The sequence below is a fragment of the Chitinophaga sp. SVR4-12A genome, from assembly GCF_056754765.1.
Genome location: NZ_JBPGWP010000001.1, coordinates 3217999 through 3231426, shown reverse-complemented (window position 1 = coordinate 3231426; position 13428 = coordinate 3217999). Strand labels below are relative to the sequence as shown.

At 50.5% G+C, this 13428-nt stretch carries 11 protein-coding genes; 10 read left to right on the top strand and 1 reads right to left on the bottom strand.

All coding sequences use genetic code 11. The annotated features are described in order from the left end of the window. The first annotated feature begins 1 nt into the window (after position 1). The 4 genes from ACR9Y8_RS13110 to ACR9Y8_RS13095 all read left to right on the top strand — a co-directional run bounded on the left by ACR9Y8_RS13110 (position 2) and on the right by ACR9Y8_RS13095 (position 6870). Positions 2-1459: an FAD binding domain-containing protein gene (locus ACR9Y8_RS13110; RefSeq protein WP_481213701.1), complete on the top strand. Its 1458-nt coding sequence runs from the start codon at positions 2-4 to the stop codon at positions 1457-1459. Next, positions 1456-3765: a xanthine dehydrogenase molybdopterin binding subunit gene (locus ACR9Y8_RS13105; RefSeq protein ID WP_481213700.1), complete on the top strand. Its 2310-nt coding sequence runs from the start codon at positions 1456-1458 to the stop codon at positions 3763-3765. The genes ACR9Y8_RS13110 and ACR9Y8_RS13105 overlap by 4 nt, the downstream gene beginning before the upstream one ends. Beyond that, the gene (locus ACR9Y8_RS13100) at positions 3728-4696 is read left to right on the top strand and encodes an XdhC family protein (RefSeq protein WP_481213699.1); all 969 of its coding nucleotides are present in this window, start codon (positions 3728-3730) and stop codon (positions 4694-4696) included. The genes ACR9Y8_RS13105 and ACR9Y8_RS13100 overlap by 38 nt, the downstream gene beginning before the upstream one ends. A 68-nt stretch (positions 4697-4764) precedes the next feature. Continuing rightward, positions 4765-6870, top strand: coding sequence for an LTA synthase family protein (locus ACR9Y8_RS13095; RefSeq protein ID WP_481213698.1), 2106 nt, complete (start codon positions 4765-4767; stop codon positions 6868-6870). A 1-nt stretch (position 6871) separates the two neighbouring features. Here ACR9Y8_RS13095 and pucL read toward each other — a convergent pair whose 3' ends face one another. Continuing rightward, positions 6872-7717 (bottom strand): factor-independent urate hydroxylase, encoded by an 846-nt coding sequence (gene pucL, locus ACR9Y8_RS13090; protein ID WP_481213697.1) that lies wholly within the window; start codon positions 7715-7717, stop codon positions 6872-6874. A gap of 77 nt (positions 7718-7794) precedes the next feature. On the opposite strand from pucL, the gene allB reads away from it, so the two are divergent. From allB to ACR9Y8_RS13060, 6 genes are read left to right on the top strand one after another with little or no spacing between them, the layout of a single operon-like run. Then, a complete protein-coding gene (gene allB / locus ACR9Y8_RS13085) occupies positions 7795-9141 on the top strand; it encodes an allantoinase AllB (protein WP_481213696.1) in 1347 nt (448 codons plus the stop codon). Further along, positions 9138-10388, top strand: coding sequence for an allantoate amidohydrolase (locus tag ACR9Y8_RS13080; protein ID WP_481213695.1), 1251 nt, complete (start codon positions 9138-9140; stop codon positions 10386-10388). The genes allB and ACR9Y8_RS13080 overlap by 4 nt, the downstream gene beginning before the upstream one ends. Before the next feature lies 1 nt (position 10389). After that, positions 10390-11136, top strand: coding sequence for a (S)-ureidoglycine aminohydrolase (gene allE / locus ACR9Y8_RS13075; protein ID WP_481213694.1), 747 nt, complete (start codon positions 10390-10392; stop codon positions 11134-11136). After that, positions 11136-11639, top strand: coding sequence for a 2-oxo-4-hydroxy-4-carboxy-5-ureidoimidazoline decarboxylase (gene uraD, locus ACR9Y8_RS13070; protein WP_481213693.1), 504 nt, complete (start codon positions 11136-11138; stop codon positions 11637-11639). Before allE ends, uraD begins: the two co-directional genes overlap by 1 nt. Then, positions 11636-11977: a hydroxyisourate hydrolase gene (gene uraH, locus ACR9Y8_RS13065; RefSeq protein WP_481213692.1), complete on the top strand. Its 342-nt coding sequence runs from the start codon at positions 11636-11638 to the stop codon at positions 11975-11977. The genes uraD and uraH overlap by 4 nt, the downstream gene beginning before the upstream one ends. Positions 11978-11991: 14 nt before the next feature. Then, positions 11992-13425 (top strand): DUF6986 family protein, encoded by a 1434-nt coding sequence (locus ACR9Y8_RS13060; protein ID WP_481213691.1) that lies wholly within the window; start codon positions 11992-11994, stop codon positions 13423-13425. The last annotated feature ends 3 nt before the right edge of the window (positions 13426-13428 follow it).

The window sequence follows — 13428 nt, the reverse complement described above, 5'->3', positions numbered from 1 at the left end:
TGTGGTAAATTTAGATAGACCAGCATCACAGGCCTTGATCACTTTTATTCTCAATAATGACACCATCCATACCGATATGCCGCCCGGCATGTTGCTGCTGGATTTTATCCGCTACCACCAGCATCTTACCGGTACCAAGATCGGGTGTAACGAAGGTGACTGTGGGGCCTGTACCGTGCTCATTGGGACCCTTAACGGTCATGAGCTGCAATACCGCTCATTTACGTCCTGCCTTACGCCGCTTGGCAATGCACACGGCAAACATGTAGTAACGATAGAAGGCGTCAATATAGATGGCCTGAATCCCATTCAGCAGGCTATGTATGACGAATCTGCCACGCAGTGCGGTTTCTGCACGCCGGGATTTGTTATGTCGCTGGCCGGCTTTTGCCTCGGTAAACAGCCGCCTACTGCTGCCAATGCTATCAGGGCTGTTGACGGCAACATCTGCCGCTGCACCGGTTATAAATCCATAGAACGGGCTGCTGCCCGTGTAGCGCAATTGCTGGAACCGCGTAATGATACCAGCCCGGTACCCTTTGCTGTATCACAGCAGCTGCTGCCTGCCTGGTTTGCCGGTATTAAGGAACGCCTGCATGCATTAACCGCATCCCTCAATGGCGAATTTGAAGCGGCAGAAGATGTAACAGCGCATTTCGTGGGCGGTGGAACAGATGTATATGTGCAGAAACCCGGGGAGATGAAACAAAAGGCGATTCGCTTCCTGTTTGACCAGCAGCCGCTCAACGGTATTAGCAAAGATGGAGATCGTTGCGTGCTGGGCCCTTCTGTAACAGTTACAGATCTGCAGGCATCGCCTTTGATCAGGGAATACTTCCCGCACATAGATCAGTATGTAAAGCTGGTATCGTCTACCCCCATACGAAATATGGCCACCATAGGCGGCAATTTTATCAATGCGTCCCCTATTGGCGACTTTACCATTTTTTTCCTGGCGCTGGATGCTACATTGGTATTGGGCAACGGGAACCATTCAAGAGAACTGCCTCTCCGCCATTTATATAGAGGATATAAAACATTAAGTAAATCACCGGAAGAATATATTGAGAAGATCTGGTTCCAATTACCTGTCGCTTCCCGTATGTTCAATTTTGAAAAGGTGAGCAAGCGCACCCACCTGGATATAGCGAGCGTGAATTCCGCTATCAGCATTTTAATGGAACAGGATACCATTACCCAGGTAAATATCTCCGCCGGAGGGATAGGCCCCGTTCCTATGCTGCTGGAAAAGACGGCGGACTTCCTGCAGGGTAAACACCTGGAAGAAGGCCTGATCAATGATGCCGTCGCGGTGGCGCAAACAGAAATAAGCCCGATCAGCGATGCCAGGGGCAGTGCGGATTATAAACGCCTGTTGCTCGGGCAACTGATCAAGGCGCATTTCCTGACCCTCTTCCCCCAACTGAAAATAGAAGAGGTATTAAATGTTGCAGAATGAATAACATTGATGCACGTACGCATGTAAGGGGTGAATCCATTTACCTGGATGATATCCCGGTGCTGAACGGAACTTTATACGGGGCCGCATTCGGGTCTCCGGTAGCGCACGGCACTATCAATCACCTGGATACTGCTGCTGCGGCGCAGATGCCGGGCGTAGTAAGGGTATTTACCTGTAAGGACATTACAGGCGAGAACCAGATCGGTGGCATTATTCCCGACGAGCCGTTGTTTGGCGAAAAAGAAACGCATTATTGCGGCATGCCGCTGGCCTTTGTGGTAGCTAGCACCGCTGAAGCAGCCAAAGCTGCAGTGAAGAAAATAAAAGCAGATATTACCCCGCTACGGGTAATTACCGACCCACGTGAAGCGCAGGCCCTGGGTGAGCTGATCATCCCGCCCCGCACCTTCAAACTGGGCGATACAGCTCAAGCCTGGTTAGCATGTGCACATGTATTTGAAGGCACTACCTACACAAACGGACAGGAGCACCTGTATATAGAAACACAGGGCGCTTACGCTGTTCCACAGGAGAATAATGTGATCCGGATCTATTCTTCCACACAGGGGCCTACTGCCGTACAACGGGCCGTTTCAAAGGCGCTGGGCCTCCCTATGCATCAGCTGGATGTGGAGGTGACCCGCCTGGGCGGAGGTTTCGGCGGTAAGGAAGATCAGGCCAATACCTGGGCGGCCCTCTGCGCCCTGGCTGCACATCATCTGAAGAAGCCCGTTAAATATTCCCTGCACCGGATGGAGGATATGACTATGACAGGCAAACGTCATCCCTATGCAGCGGATTTTAAGATAGGGCTGGACAGTGAACTGAAGATACAGGCCTATGAGGTTACCTTTTACCAGAATGCCGGCGCAGCAGCAGACCTCTCACCGGCAGTACTGGAACGTACCTTGTTCCACTGCACTAATTCCTATTTTATTCCCAATGTAAAAGCCACCGCATACAGCTGCCGTACACACCTGCCGCCTAATACGGCTTTCCGCGGGTTTGGAGGTCCGCAGGGTATGTTTGTCATTGAAGCGGCTATCGCCAGAGCTGCCACCTCACTAGGTGTGCCTGCCTCCCTCATCCAGAAAAAGAACCTGCATCAGACGGGTGATGAGTTTCCGTACGGCCAGCGTGCCCAGAGTGAAGCGCTACCCTGCTGGGAAAAAGCAGCGGCACTATACGATGCTGCTGCCATTGAAAGATCTGTGGCGGCTTTCAATGCGATTAATAAACTATACAAGAAAGGCATGGCCTTCATGCCCGTATGTTTCGGTATTTCTTTTACCAAAACGTTGATGAACCAGGCCAGGTCGCTGGTGCACGTATATACGGATGGCAGTGTGAGCATCAGCACCGGTGCTGTAGAAATGGGGCAGGGGGTAAATACCAAGATTGTTCAGGTGGCCGCCCGCGCTTTTTCTATTCATCCCGACAGGATCAGGATACAACCCACCAGCACCTTCCGTATAGCAAATACTTCCCCTTCAGCCGCGAGCGCTACCGCAGACCTGAATGGTAAAGCTACCTGGATTGCGTGCAATGCGATCGTCGACAGACTGAAACAGGTGGCGGCAGATGAGATGCAGGCGCCGCCCACTTCCATTACCCTGCAGGATGAACAAGTGATGTTAAATAACGAGCCTAGCGGCTGGGATTGGAAGCAGCTTTTGATGGCCGCCTATATGAAAAGAGTGAGCCTCTCGGAACACGGACATTATGCCACCCCTGAAATAAATTTTGATCCTGCCAGGGAAAAAGGGCATCCCTTTGCGTATCATGTATACGGTACCGCTATATTGGAAGTTACCGTAGACTGTCTGCGGGGTACTTATACCGTGGATGCGGTAAAGGTGGTGCACGACTTTGGCGCCAGCATGAACCTCGCTATAGATAAAGGACAGATGGAAGGCGGGATTGTACAGGGCATCGGGTGGATGACCATGGAAGAAGTGATATACGATGCCGACGGCCACCTGCGCTCCAATGCACTCTCCACCTATAAGGTGCCGGATATTTACGCAGCACCTAAAACAATAACGATCCATGAACTGGAAACAAAGCAGGATAACCTGGCCATTTTCCGCTCAAAAGCAGTAGGTGAACCGCCGCTGATGTATGGCATAGGCGCCTGGTTTGCATTAAGGAATGCGATCAGCGCATTTAACCCTGCTGCTGATATTCCATTTACAGCTCCCATGACGCCCGAAAAAGTATTGATGGCTTTATACTCAAAACCGGTGAACGCCGCCTCTCAACAGCATGCAGAAACAGTTGGCCACCTGGCAGTTGATAAATAGCAGCTTAGAACAGCATGTCCCTGTCACATTGCTCTATGTATTGCAAAGTGACGGGAGCAGCCCCGGCCGCGCAGGTTTCCTGATGGCCGTGAATGCTGCCGGCCAAATGGAAGGATCTGTGGGTGGCGGTATCATGGAACATAAGTTTGTGGAGATGGTAAAAGAGCAGCTCCAGCAGCACACTGCGGGGATCTCCATCAGAAAGCAGATCCATAACAAACAAGCCGCAAAGGACCAGAGTGGAATGATCTGCTCCGGTGAGCAAACAATTCTCCTTTATCCCGTAGAAGAAGCGGATATCCAGCCCGTGCAGCAAATAATCGCATGCCTGCAGCAGCATCAATATGGCATATTACAACTCTCTCCATCGGGCCTCAGTTTTGAGTGGGGAGACATCCAGGGCGCTGCTCATGAGCTAAATATGGTTTCTCCGGCGGACTGGAGTTACCGGGGAACTATCGGGTACCGGCAGCACTTGCATATAGTTGGCGGCGGGCATTGTGCCCTGGCCTTGTCGGAGCTGATGAGCAAACTGGACTTCTATGTCCATGTGTATGATGACCGTCCCGGCCTGCATACATTGCTGCAGAACAGCTTTGCGCATGAACAATATACCGTAGAGGATTACAGCGAACTGGCACAGAAAATACCGTCCGGCTATCAACATTTTGTAGTGGTGATGACCTTTGGCTACCGTACTGATGATATTGCCATCAGGGCGCTGCTAAATAAGACATTCAGGTATTTTGGTATCCTTGGGAGTAAAAGCAAAATAGCAACCATGTTTGACGGATACCTGGAAGAAGGTATCCCCGGAAAACAGCTATCTACCATCTATGCCCCCGTTGGAATGCCCATTAACAGTCACACCCCCGAAGAAATTGCCATCAGCATTGCAGCTGAGATCATTGGGGTAAAGAACCGGCCATAGCAGCCCGCTACAGATTTGCTCCAGATTTTATCCGGAATTTGCATCCCCTGTACATTTTGGATTTAAGCATGAACAAGATTGGAAGTCGAAACGCCAGGCTGGCGCGTTACTATTATCCCGTACTTTTAACAGGCATCCTCGTAGTATCAGTCTCATTTCTTACCCGGCTGCTATTACTGATCAAAACTGCTGCCGGCGTAAATTGGAGTTTTACAAACATAGCCGGTATCTTCGGCATCGGCTTACTCTACGATCTTACCGTAACGTCATACATCATCATCCCGATGATACTGCATTTGTGGTGGATGAATGAACGCATCTACAGTTCCCGATGGAAATGGCCCGTTGCAGTGATCGCTGCAGGCATCATACTTTTATTGCTCCTGACAGACCTGATACCCAAAGATTTTAATGAAGACCTGCGGAAGATACTGATCCGGTACTGCATGTTCCGCCTGGGTATTTTTCTCTTCCTTGCGCTGGCGGGTCACCGGATCCGGCTGTACTGGCGGAAAGCGGTATTGATACTGGATATTACGATCATCTGCTTTGTACTGCTGTTCAATGCAACGGCAGAATGGTATTTCTGGAATGAATTCGGGGTGCGTTATAACTTTATCGCGGTAGATTACCTGGTGTACACCACGGAGGTGATCGGGGACGTATGGGAATCTTATCCTGTTGGCTGGCTAATGGCAGGCATGGGTCTGTGTACGATCCTGTTGGTATGGTTGATCCGCCGCCCGCTGACCCGCACTGTTGAACAGCCGCCTGTTTTTGCACAGCGCTCCCTTGTAGCTTTTGCATTGCTATGTTTGCCACTGGTGAGTTATTGGATGATGAGCAGTCAGTTCCGGCAATTCAGTAAAAATGAATATGTGAACGAGCTGGCAGGCAATGGCATGTTCGAGTTTGGCACGGCCTTCCGGCATAATGAGCTGGACTTCTTTAAATTTTATCGTACCCTGCCGGATAGCACGGCTTTCGCTATCCTGCATAAACAGCTACAGGCGCCCGGCAGCACATTTACCAGTAACAATGTATTCAACATCGAACGGGAGATCACCTACCGGGAGCCGGAGAAACGGCTGAACGTAGTGCTGATCAGCGTAGAAAGCCTGAGCGCAGATTTTATGCATGCCTTTGGGAATACCGGCAATATTACTCCTAACCTGGATTCCCTGGCACATGAAAGCATTTTCTTCACAAATCTGTATGCGTCGGGTACCAGAACGGTACGGGGCCTGGAAGCTTTATCCCTGTCCATTCCGCCTACTCCCGGACAAAGCATTGTAAAGCGCCCGGGCAATGAAGATCTGTTCTCTCTGGGTGCGGTTTTCCATGAAAAGGGGTATACCACGCAGTACATTTATGGAGGCTACAGTTACTTCGATAACATGGCGTATTTTTTCAGTCACAACGGTTATAAGGTGGTAGACAGGGAAGCCTTGAAACCGGCCCAGGTTCACTATGCCAATATCTGGGGAGTGGCAGATGAAGACCTGTTCTCCCTTGCTCTTCAGCGCCTGGATAGCAATTATAACGGTGGCAAGCCCTTCTTCGCACATATTATGACGGTATCCAATCACCGCCCTTTCACTTATCCCGATGGGCGTATCGATATTCCACCTTCGCGCCAGGTGCGTGAAGGTGCTGTGAAATATACAGACTATGCGATCGGCAGATTTATCCGCGAAGCAAGGCAAAAGCCCTGGTTTGATCATACCGTGTTTGTAGTAGTGGCAGACCATTGCGCCGGCAGCGCCGGCAGTGTAGCATTGCCCGTAACAGGTTATCATATCCCTATGCTCATCTATTCACCGGCCAATATTCCCGCACAGGTAACAGACCGGCTTACCGCGCAGATAGACATTGCGCCTACAATACTCGGGTTGTTGAAATTTAGCTACCGCAGCAAATTTTTCGGACAGGATGTTTTTGCGGTGCCGGAAGACCGGCAGCGGGCTTTTATAAGTACCTACCAGGGTTTGGGCTATTTGAAAGATAAACGGCTGATCATACAGTCGCCTATCAAGACTGTCAAGGAATTTATCCCCGATTTTACCAACGGCCAGGCAACGGAAACACCACTTACAGACAGCCTGGTACAGGAGGCTATTGCTTATTACCAGTGCGCCAGCTGGCTGATCAGGCATAAAGGTTACAGCAAATAATTTATTCCCTGCTTATTGTACCGGTAATATAGCCGTATGGTTCATCAGTGGCAATAAAAATGTCATTGTTATGCTGCATGCCAAATTGTTCGAGGTTGAAAGGAATATGATGTTTGTTAGGCATGATCAGGCTGATCTCCTTTACCATTGCATGCTCCTCCAGCACTGCCTTGCCCATGTCAAAAAGGGTTTGCTGAACAGACATGCTTTTATGAAAGGCAAAAGTGCGTAACAGCGTATTGCGGATACCGTTATAAACAGTGCTGAAATCCGGGTGTGCTATAGCATAAAGCCAGCTGGCTTCACATTGGGTAGCCAGTATACGGTCGCTGGTCTCTTTAAGGGTGGTGTATTTGTCTTTAATGTAATTTTCAAACCCTGAGTCGGTGGTCTTTAATATCAGCAGGTCTTTAAAGCCGGAATTAACTGTGATCGCATCCCTGTTCTGTGTGATCAGGGCTGTACGCTTTTCTGAACCCCTGCTCGCATAGGCATGCGGATGCAGGTGGCCGTCAAAAGTCATCCGGCTCCATAAATGTTCTGTTATGCCCACGTGCACCTGCCATATCTGGGGATTATTGCCCAGGAGATAACTGGCCAGGTAGATCCCGAAATCTTCTATAGATCCTGTAAAATGGTCCTTTGCCAGTGCGTAAACGGTGTTTTTCTGCGTGTCAGTAGGTAAAATTCTGCTATTGTCTCCCTGAGTATAGGCTGTTTCAAAGTCGCCCTCCAGCGATATATCGACAGATATCTGCCGGAACTCATGATGGTCTGCATGGCGGATGATCTTTGAGAGGTTTACCGCATTTTTACCGTACATGTTCTCGCCAAGTTTGATCTTCATAGCCCTTGTTTTACTTAACTTTAGCGTAACCTAATTTAAAGAATTAATTCTATTTTTAATAAAACCGGTACCGCGCTATGTTTGACCTGGCTCTCAGCGGAAATAATATTGTGACGCCTGATGGAATAAGGAAAGCGGTTGTTTTGATAAAAGACGGCCGGATAGCTGCTGTAGCTGACGCCCTCCCTGCAGGTGCGGAAGTAATGACGGTAGATCTGCAGGATGCGGTGCTGATGCCCGGTATCACCGACCCCCACGTACACATCAACGAACCAGGCAGAACAGACTGGGAAGGTTTTGAAACCGCTACCAGGGCCGCTGTTGCCGGAGGTATTACCACCCTCGTAGATATGCCCCTGAATGCATCGCCGGTGACAACTACCCCGGCGGCCTTTGAAGCTAAACTGCATGCAGCCGCTAAGCAGCTGCATGCCAACTGCGGTTATTGGGGAGGAGTGGTACCCGGTAACGAAAATGAAATAAACGCTTTAATTGATAAAGGGGTGCTTGGTTTTAAAGCGTTCCTTACACCTTCTGGTATTGACGATTTTCCCAATGTAAGTGCAGTGCACCTGGAGAAGGTAATGCCTGTCATAGCCCGCCATGGTCTGCCTTTGTTGGTGCACTGTGAGCTGAGCGATGAACAGGCGCCGCGTGTAACCGGGCCTGACCCTTCTTACCGCCGCTACCTGCATTCGCGTCCGCCACGATGGGAAACTGCTGCCATAGCCTTGATGATACGCTTATGCGAAAAGTATAGCTGCCGTGTGCATATTGTGCATGTATCTGCTGCGGCTGCTCTTCCGCAGATACAAGCGGCAAAAGAAAAGGGGCTTCCGCTCACAGCAGAAACTGCGCAGCATTATTTGTACTTTAATGCAGAGAATATACCGGATGGGCAAACGCAGTTTAAATGCGCTCCTCCCATTCGTGAAAAAGCCAACAACGAGCTGCTGTGGGAGGCACTGCAACAGGGCGTGATCGACTTTGTAGCTACAGATCATTCGCCTGCCCCGCCGGCGCTGAAACAATTGCAAAGCGGAGACCTTACCAGTGCCTGGGGCGGTATTGCTTCCCTGCAGCTGGCCTTACCGGTATTATGGACAGCCGCCAGGAAAAAAGGCATCCCCCTTACTGCTGTAGCTCGCTGGCTATGCGAGGCGCCGCCCCTGCTGCCAGGTTTGCAGCAACGTAAAGGGAAGATCGCAGCTGGCTATGATGCCGATCTCGTGGCGTGGAACCCGGAAGCCGCTTTTACCGTTACGGGAGATATGCTGCATCACCGGCATAAGATCACGCCTTACCTGCAGGAAACTTTATATGGCATCGTAACCACCACCTGGCTGGCCGGTAAAAAAGTATTTGACAATGGAACATTCCCGCTTGAACATGCGGGGAACAGCATATTAAGACAACGTGCATGAAAGGATATTCAGAAAGAGCAGAAAAGATCATGGCCCGTATAGAGGAGCTGGCTTCCATCAGTGAAACGGAGCAGGGCCTTACCCGTACCTTTGGTTCCGGCGCCTGGAGGGAAGCAGCACTTACGATACAATCCTGGATGCAGGAGGCAGGCCTGCATGCCTGGATAGATAACATCGGGAATGTCAGGGCACTGCTGAGTAGCCCATTGCCAGGCGCCAAAACGCTGGTAATCGCCTCACATATGGATACAGTGCTGAATGCCGGTAAGTTTGATGGCCCATTGGGAGTGATAATGGGGCTGGATCTGCTGGAGCAGTTGGCCCCGCGCCATATTGCGCTGCCCTTTAACATTGCGCTGGTAGCTTTTAGCGATGAAGAAGGTTGCCGTTTTCATACCACTTATCTCGGAAGCAAAGTATTGGCCGGCGCCTTTGAACCGGCTTTACTGGATAGAAAGGATGCTGCGGGCATTCCGCTCCGCAATGTGATACATGCCAATGGCAGCAGTACAGCATTGCTGGGGGCAGATGCCATTGCTGCAAGCGACTGGCTGGGATATTTTGAGGTGCACATAGAACAGGGCCCGGTGCTATATGACCGGAATATCCCTGTGGCCATTGTAAAAGCTATTGCCGGGCAGAAAAGAGCAGAGATCACCTTTGAAGGCATTGCCGGTCATGCGGGCACCGTACCGATGGATATGCGGAACGACGCGCTGTGTTGTGCGGCAGAATTTATCCTGGCGGTAGAAAGCACCGCCCTGCGGTATAAAACGCAGATCGTTGCCACGGTAGGAAAGCTGCAGGTAGCCAATGCCGCCAGCAACGTAATACCCGGCGCCATTACCTGCACGCTGGACCTGAGAAGCGCTGATGGCCGCATGTTATCTGAAGTATATGAAACACTGCAACGAACAGTTGCAGCTATATGCAGCCGCCGTAATATCAGCTTTGAGTGGACAGCTGTGCAGGAAACCAGTCCGGTTAACTGTGATCCTGCACTAAGCGCAATATTGACCGGCGCAGTAAAAGAGACCGGTTATGAACCGCTGGAACTGGTCAGCGGCGCGGGGCACGACGCGGTAGCCATTGCAGCTGTAGCTCCTGTATGCATGCTGTTTGTACGGTGTTACAAAGGTATCAGCCATAATCCCCTCGAAAATGTGGAATTAAAGGATATTGCCGCTGCCTTGCAGGTAGGGGATAATTTTTTACAACAAATGATTCATCAGCATAATCAACCTTAATATGGAGATATCAGCATTGACCAGGTCTGTCGTAAAAAGCAGCCACGCGGTGATCAGCCCGGACGGATATGTGAACAGTACAGTGCCCGGCTGGACAAACTGCATCGTGAATGTGATCATTAATGAACAAATGGGCGCACACCTGTGCCAGATGCTGATCACGCTGCAGGAAGACGGGCGTTTAACAGGGCGTACACACGCTGCGCAGATATTTTTTTACGTCATATCCGGTGAATGTACCGCCACGGTAGATGGAGAAGAGAAAGTGCTGACGGCGGGGCATTTCCTGTACATACCTGTTGGCAGATCATACCAGCTGGGCTATGCAACCGCCGGTACCCAGCTGCTCACTTTTCATAAAGTGTATGAAAAACTGGAAGGTTATGATGTGCCGCCGGTCATATTTGGCGACGCTGCACCGGTGGAAGGCGCTGCCTTCCTGGGCGATCCGGCCCTGCGTTTACAGGTGCTGTTGCCAGAGCATTTGTCGTTCGATATGGCCGTGAATATCTTTACATACGATCCAGGCGGTCATCTGCCTTTTGTGGAAACACATATTATGGAGCATGGACTCTTATACCTGCAGGGCCAGGGCGTGTATATGCTGGATCATGAATGGTATCCCATCAAAAAAGGGGATGCTATCTGGATGGCTCCTTACTGCCAGCAATGGTTTACTGCCATGGGCAAGGAACCGGCAGTATATATCTATTACAAGAACGTAAACCGCTTTCCAACTACGGTATAATGACCCTTACCGCATTAAATAGCCTTTCGCTGCCGCAACTGAAAGAAGCACTTCGCCGGTGTTGCGGCGCTACCGCATGGGTAGAGCGTATGAGCGGGCGTTTCCCGGTAAAGGATACCGCCGGATTATTTGATGCAGCAAGCAGTATATGGAGAAGCTGTACAGAGGATGACTGGAAGGAGGCATTCGCCCATCACCCGCAGATAGGAGACCTGGCTTCGTTAAAACAAAAGTTCGCCGCTACAGCCCAATGGGCTGCGGGTGAGCAGGCAGCTGTGCAGCAGGCATCAGAAAGTATACTGGAGGAGCTGGCAGCAGGCAACCGTCAGTACCTGGAAAAATTCGGTTATATATTCATTGTTTGTGCCACCGGCAAATCAGCCGCTGAAATATTACGCCTGCTCAAAGAGCGATTGCCTCATACGCCCGGAGAGGAGATTTACGTGGCGATGGCTGAACAGGAGAAGATCACCAAAATCAGACTGGAAAAACTATTAATATGATGAGACAAATAACTACCCATGTTTTAGACGTCAGTCAGGGTAAACCAGCAGCAGACCTGACAGTTTTTTTATACCGGCAGCAAAACAACGAATGGGAAGCCATTGGCGGCGGTGCCACTGATGACGACGGCCGCCTGAGAGATATGATCGGGGACGATGTAGTATTGTCTGCCGGCGTTTACAAACTGAAATTTGCCACAGAGGAATATTACGAGCAAATGGACACCGACACTTTTTATCCTTTTGTAGAGATCGTGTTCTATGTAGACAAGGGTGAGGACTATCATGTGCCTTTGCTGTTAAGCCCTTTCGGCTACTCCACTTATCGCGGTTCCTGACAAACCTGCACATCATGCAACTATCCATCAAAGAAAATGAACAGGCCCGGCTGCTGGATATCTTAGGAGCGGCCAACCGGAAGTTTCAGCAGGTCTATCCCGGTGATAGAACAGACCGGCAGCCCGTGCATACGGTATATGGAGGCGCCAACCTGTTTAAGGCAGATACCTGTGTAAAGATGGGAGAGGTGGCGCTGAAAAGCCTGCAAACGTACTCCCCTGATTTTACCGTGCTGGCCAGGGTGCTGGAATTGCCCGGTTATGAGCACTTGCCCTTCCTGCAAAGCGATATTATAACGCTTACCCATAAACTGGACAATTTAGCGGAAACCACGCGCAGACAAGAACCTGCCTGGCTGGCCTATACGGTGTACAATAAGATGATAAAGAAGCTGCAGACAGAGCCCGTAGAGGATTTCAGGATCGATTTCGAAGACGGCTTCGGCAACCGCCCCAATGATGAAGAGGATGCCACTGCTATTGCAGCGGCGCAGGAGCTGGCAAAAGGCATGCAGCAGCAAACAGTATCGCCATTTATCGGTATCCGTATCAAGCCTTTTACGGAAGACCTGAAGCACCGGGGGGTACGCACGCTCGACCTTTTTCTTAGCACTTTACTGCAAGCCACCAATGGTGTATTGCCGGCTAATTTTGTGGTCATGCTGCCCAAGGTAACGATCCCCGAGCAGGTAACTACTTTGGTACGGCTGTTTGAGCTGATAGAACAGGCGCATGGTCTGCAGCCCGGAGCACTGCAAATGGAAACCATGGTGGAGGCCACCCAGATCATTATGGATGATGAAGGCCGTAACCCTTTGATGCGGATCATTAAAGCAGGAGAAGGCCGTTGTATTGCCGCCCATTTTGGTACTTATGACTATACCGCATCCTGTGGTATCACGGCTAAATACCAGACCATGGCGCACCCGGTTTGTGATTTTGCACATCATATGACGAAAGTGGCCTTAGGTGGCACAGGTATTTTCCTGTCAGACGGCGCTACCAATGTAATGCCCATAGGCCCGCACCGTGGCGATGATCTCACATTTGAGCAGCAGGCAGAGAACCGTGCGGCTGTGCACAAGGCATGGCGGGTGGGGTATAATCATACCATGCATTCACTTATCAACGGCTTCTACCAGGGCTGGGACCTTAATCCTGCCCAGTTGCCCATGCGCTACGCCGCTACTTACAATTTCTTTTTAAGCAGTTATGAAGATGCGGTGTTCCGTCTCAAAACATTTGTAGAACGTGCCGCCATCTCCACGCTTACCAGGGATATATTTGATGACGCAGCCACTGGTCAGGGGTTGCTTAACTTCTTCCTGAAAGCCATGAACTGTGGTGCGATTTCGGAAGAGGATGCGCTGGCTACCGGCCTCACACTGGAAGAGATCAGGAGCCGGTCTTTTTACCGGATATTAGAAGGACGAAGAAAAAATAAATAGTAA

Coding starts and splice junctions, on each gene's coding strand:
- ACR9Y8_RS13080 (WP_481213695.1), top strand. CDS start 9,138: ATGAAAGGATATTCAGAAAGAGCAGAAAAGATCATGGCCCGTATAGAG.
- allE (WP_481213694.1), top strand. CDS start 10,390: ATGGAGATATCAGCATTGACCAGGTCTGTCGTAAAAAGCAGCCACGCG.
- ACR9Y8_RS13060 (WP_481213691.1), top strand. CDS start 11,992: ATGCAACTATCCATCAAAGAAAATGAACAGGCCCGGCTGCTGGATATC.
- ACR9Y8_RS13095 (WP_481213698.1), top strand. CDS start 4,765: ATGAACAAGATTGGAAGTCGAAACGCCAGGCTGGCGCGTTACTATTAT.
- ACR9Y8_RS13100 (WP_481213699.1), top strand. CDS start 3,728: ATGCAGAAACAGTTGGCCACCTGGCAGTTGATAAATAGCAGCTTAGAA.
- uraH (WP_481213692.1), top strand. CDS start 11,636: ATGATGAGACAAATAACTACCCATGTTTTAGACGTCAGTCAGGGTAAA.
- ACR9Y8_RS13105 (WP_481213700.1), top strand. CDS start 1,456: ATGAATAACATTGATGCACGTACGCATGTAAGGGGTGAATCCATTTAC.
- uraD (WP_481213693.1), top strand. CDS start 11,136: ATGACCCTTACCGCATTAAATAGCCTTTCGCTGCCGCAACTGAAAGAA.
- allB (WP_481213696.1), top strand. CDS start 7,795: ATGTTTGACCTGGCTCTCAGCGGAAATAATATTGTGACGCCTGATGGA.
- pucL (WP_481213697.1), bottom strand. CDS start 7,717: ATGAAGATCAAACTTGGCGAGAACATGTACGGTAAAAATGCGGTAAAC.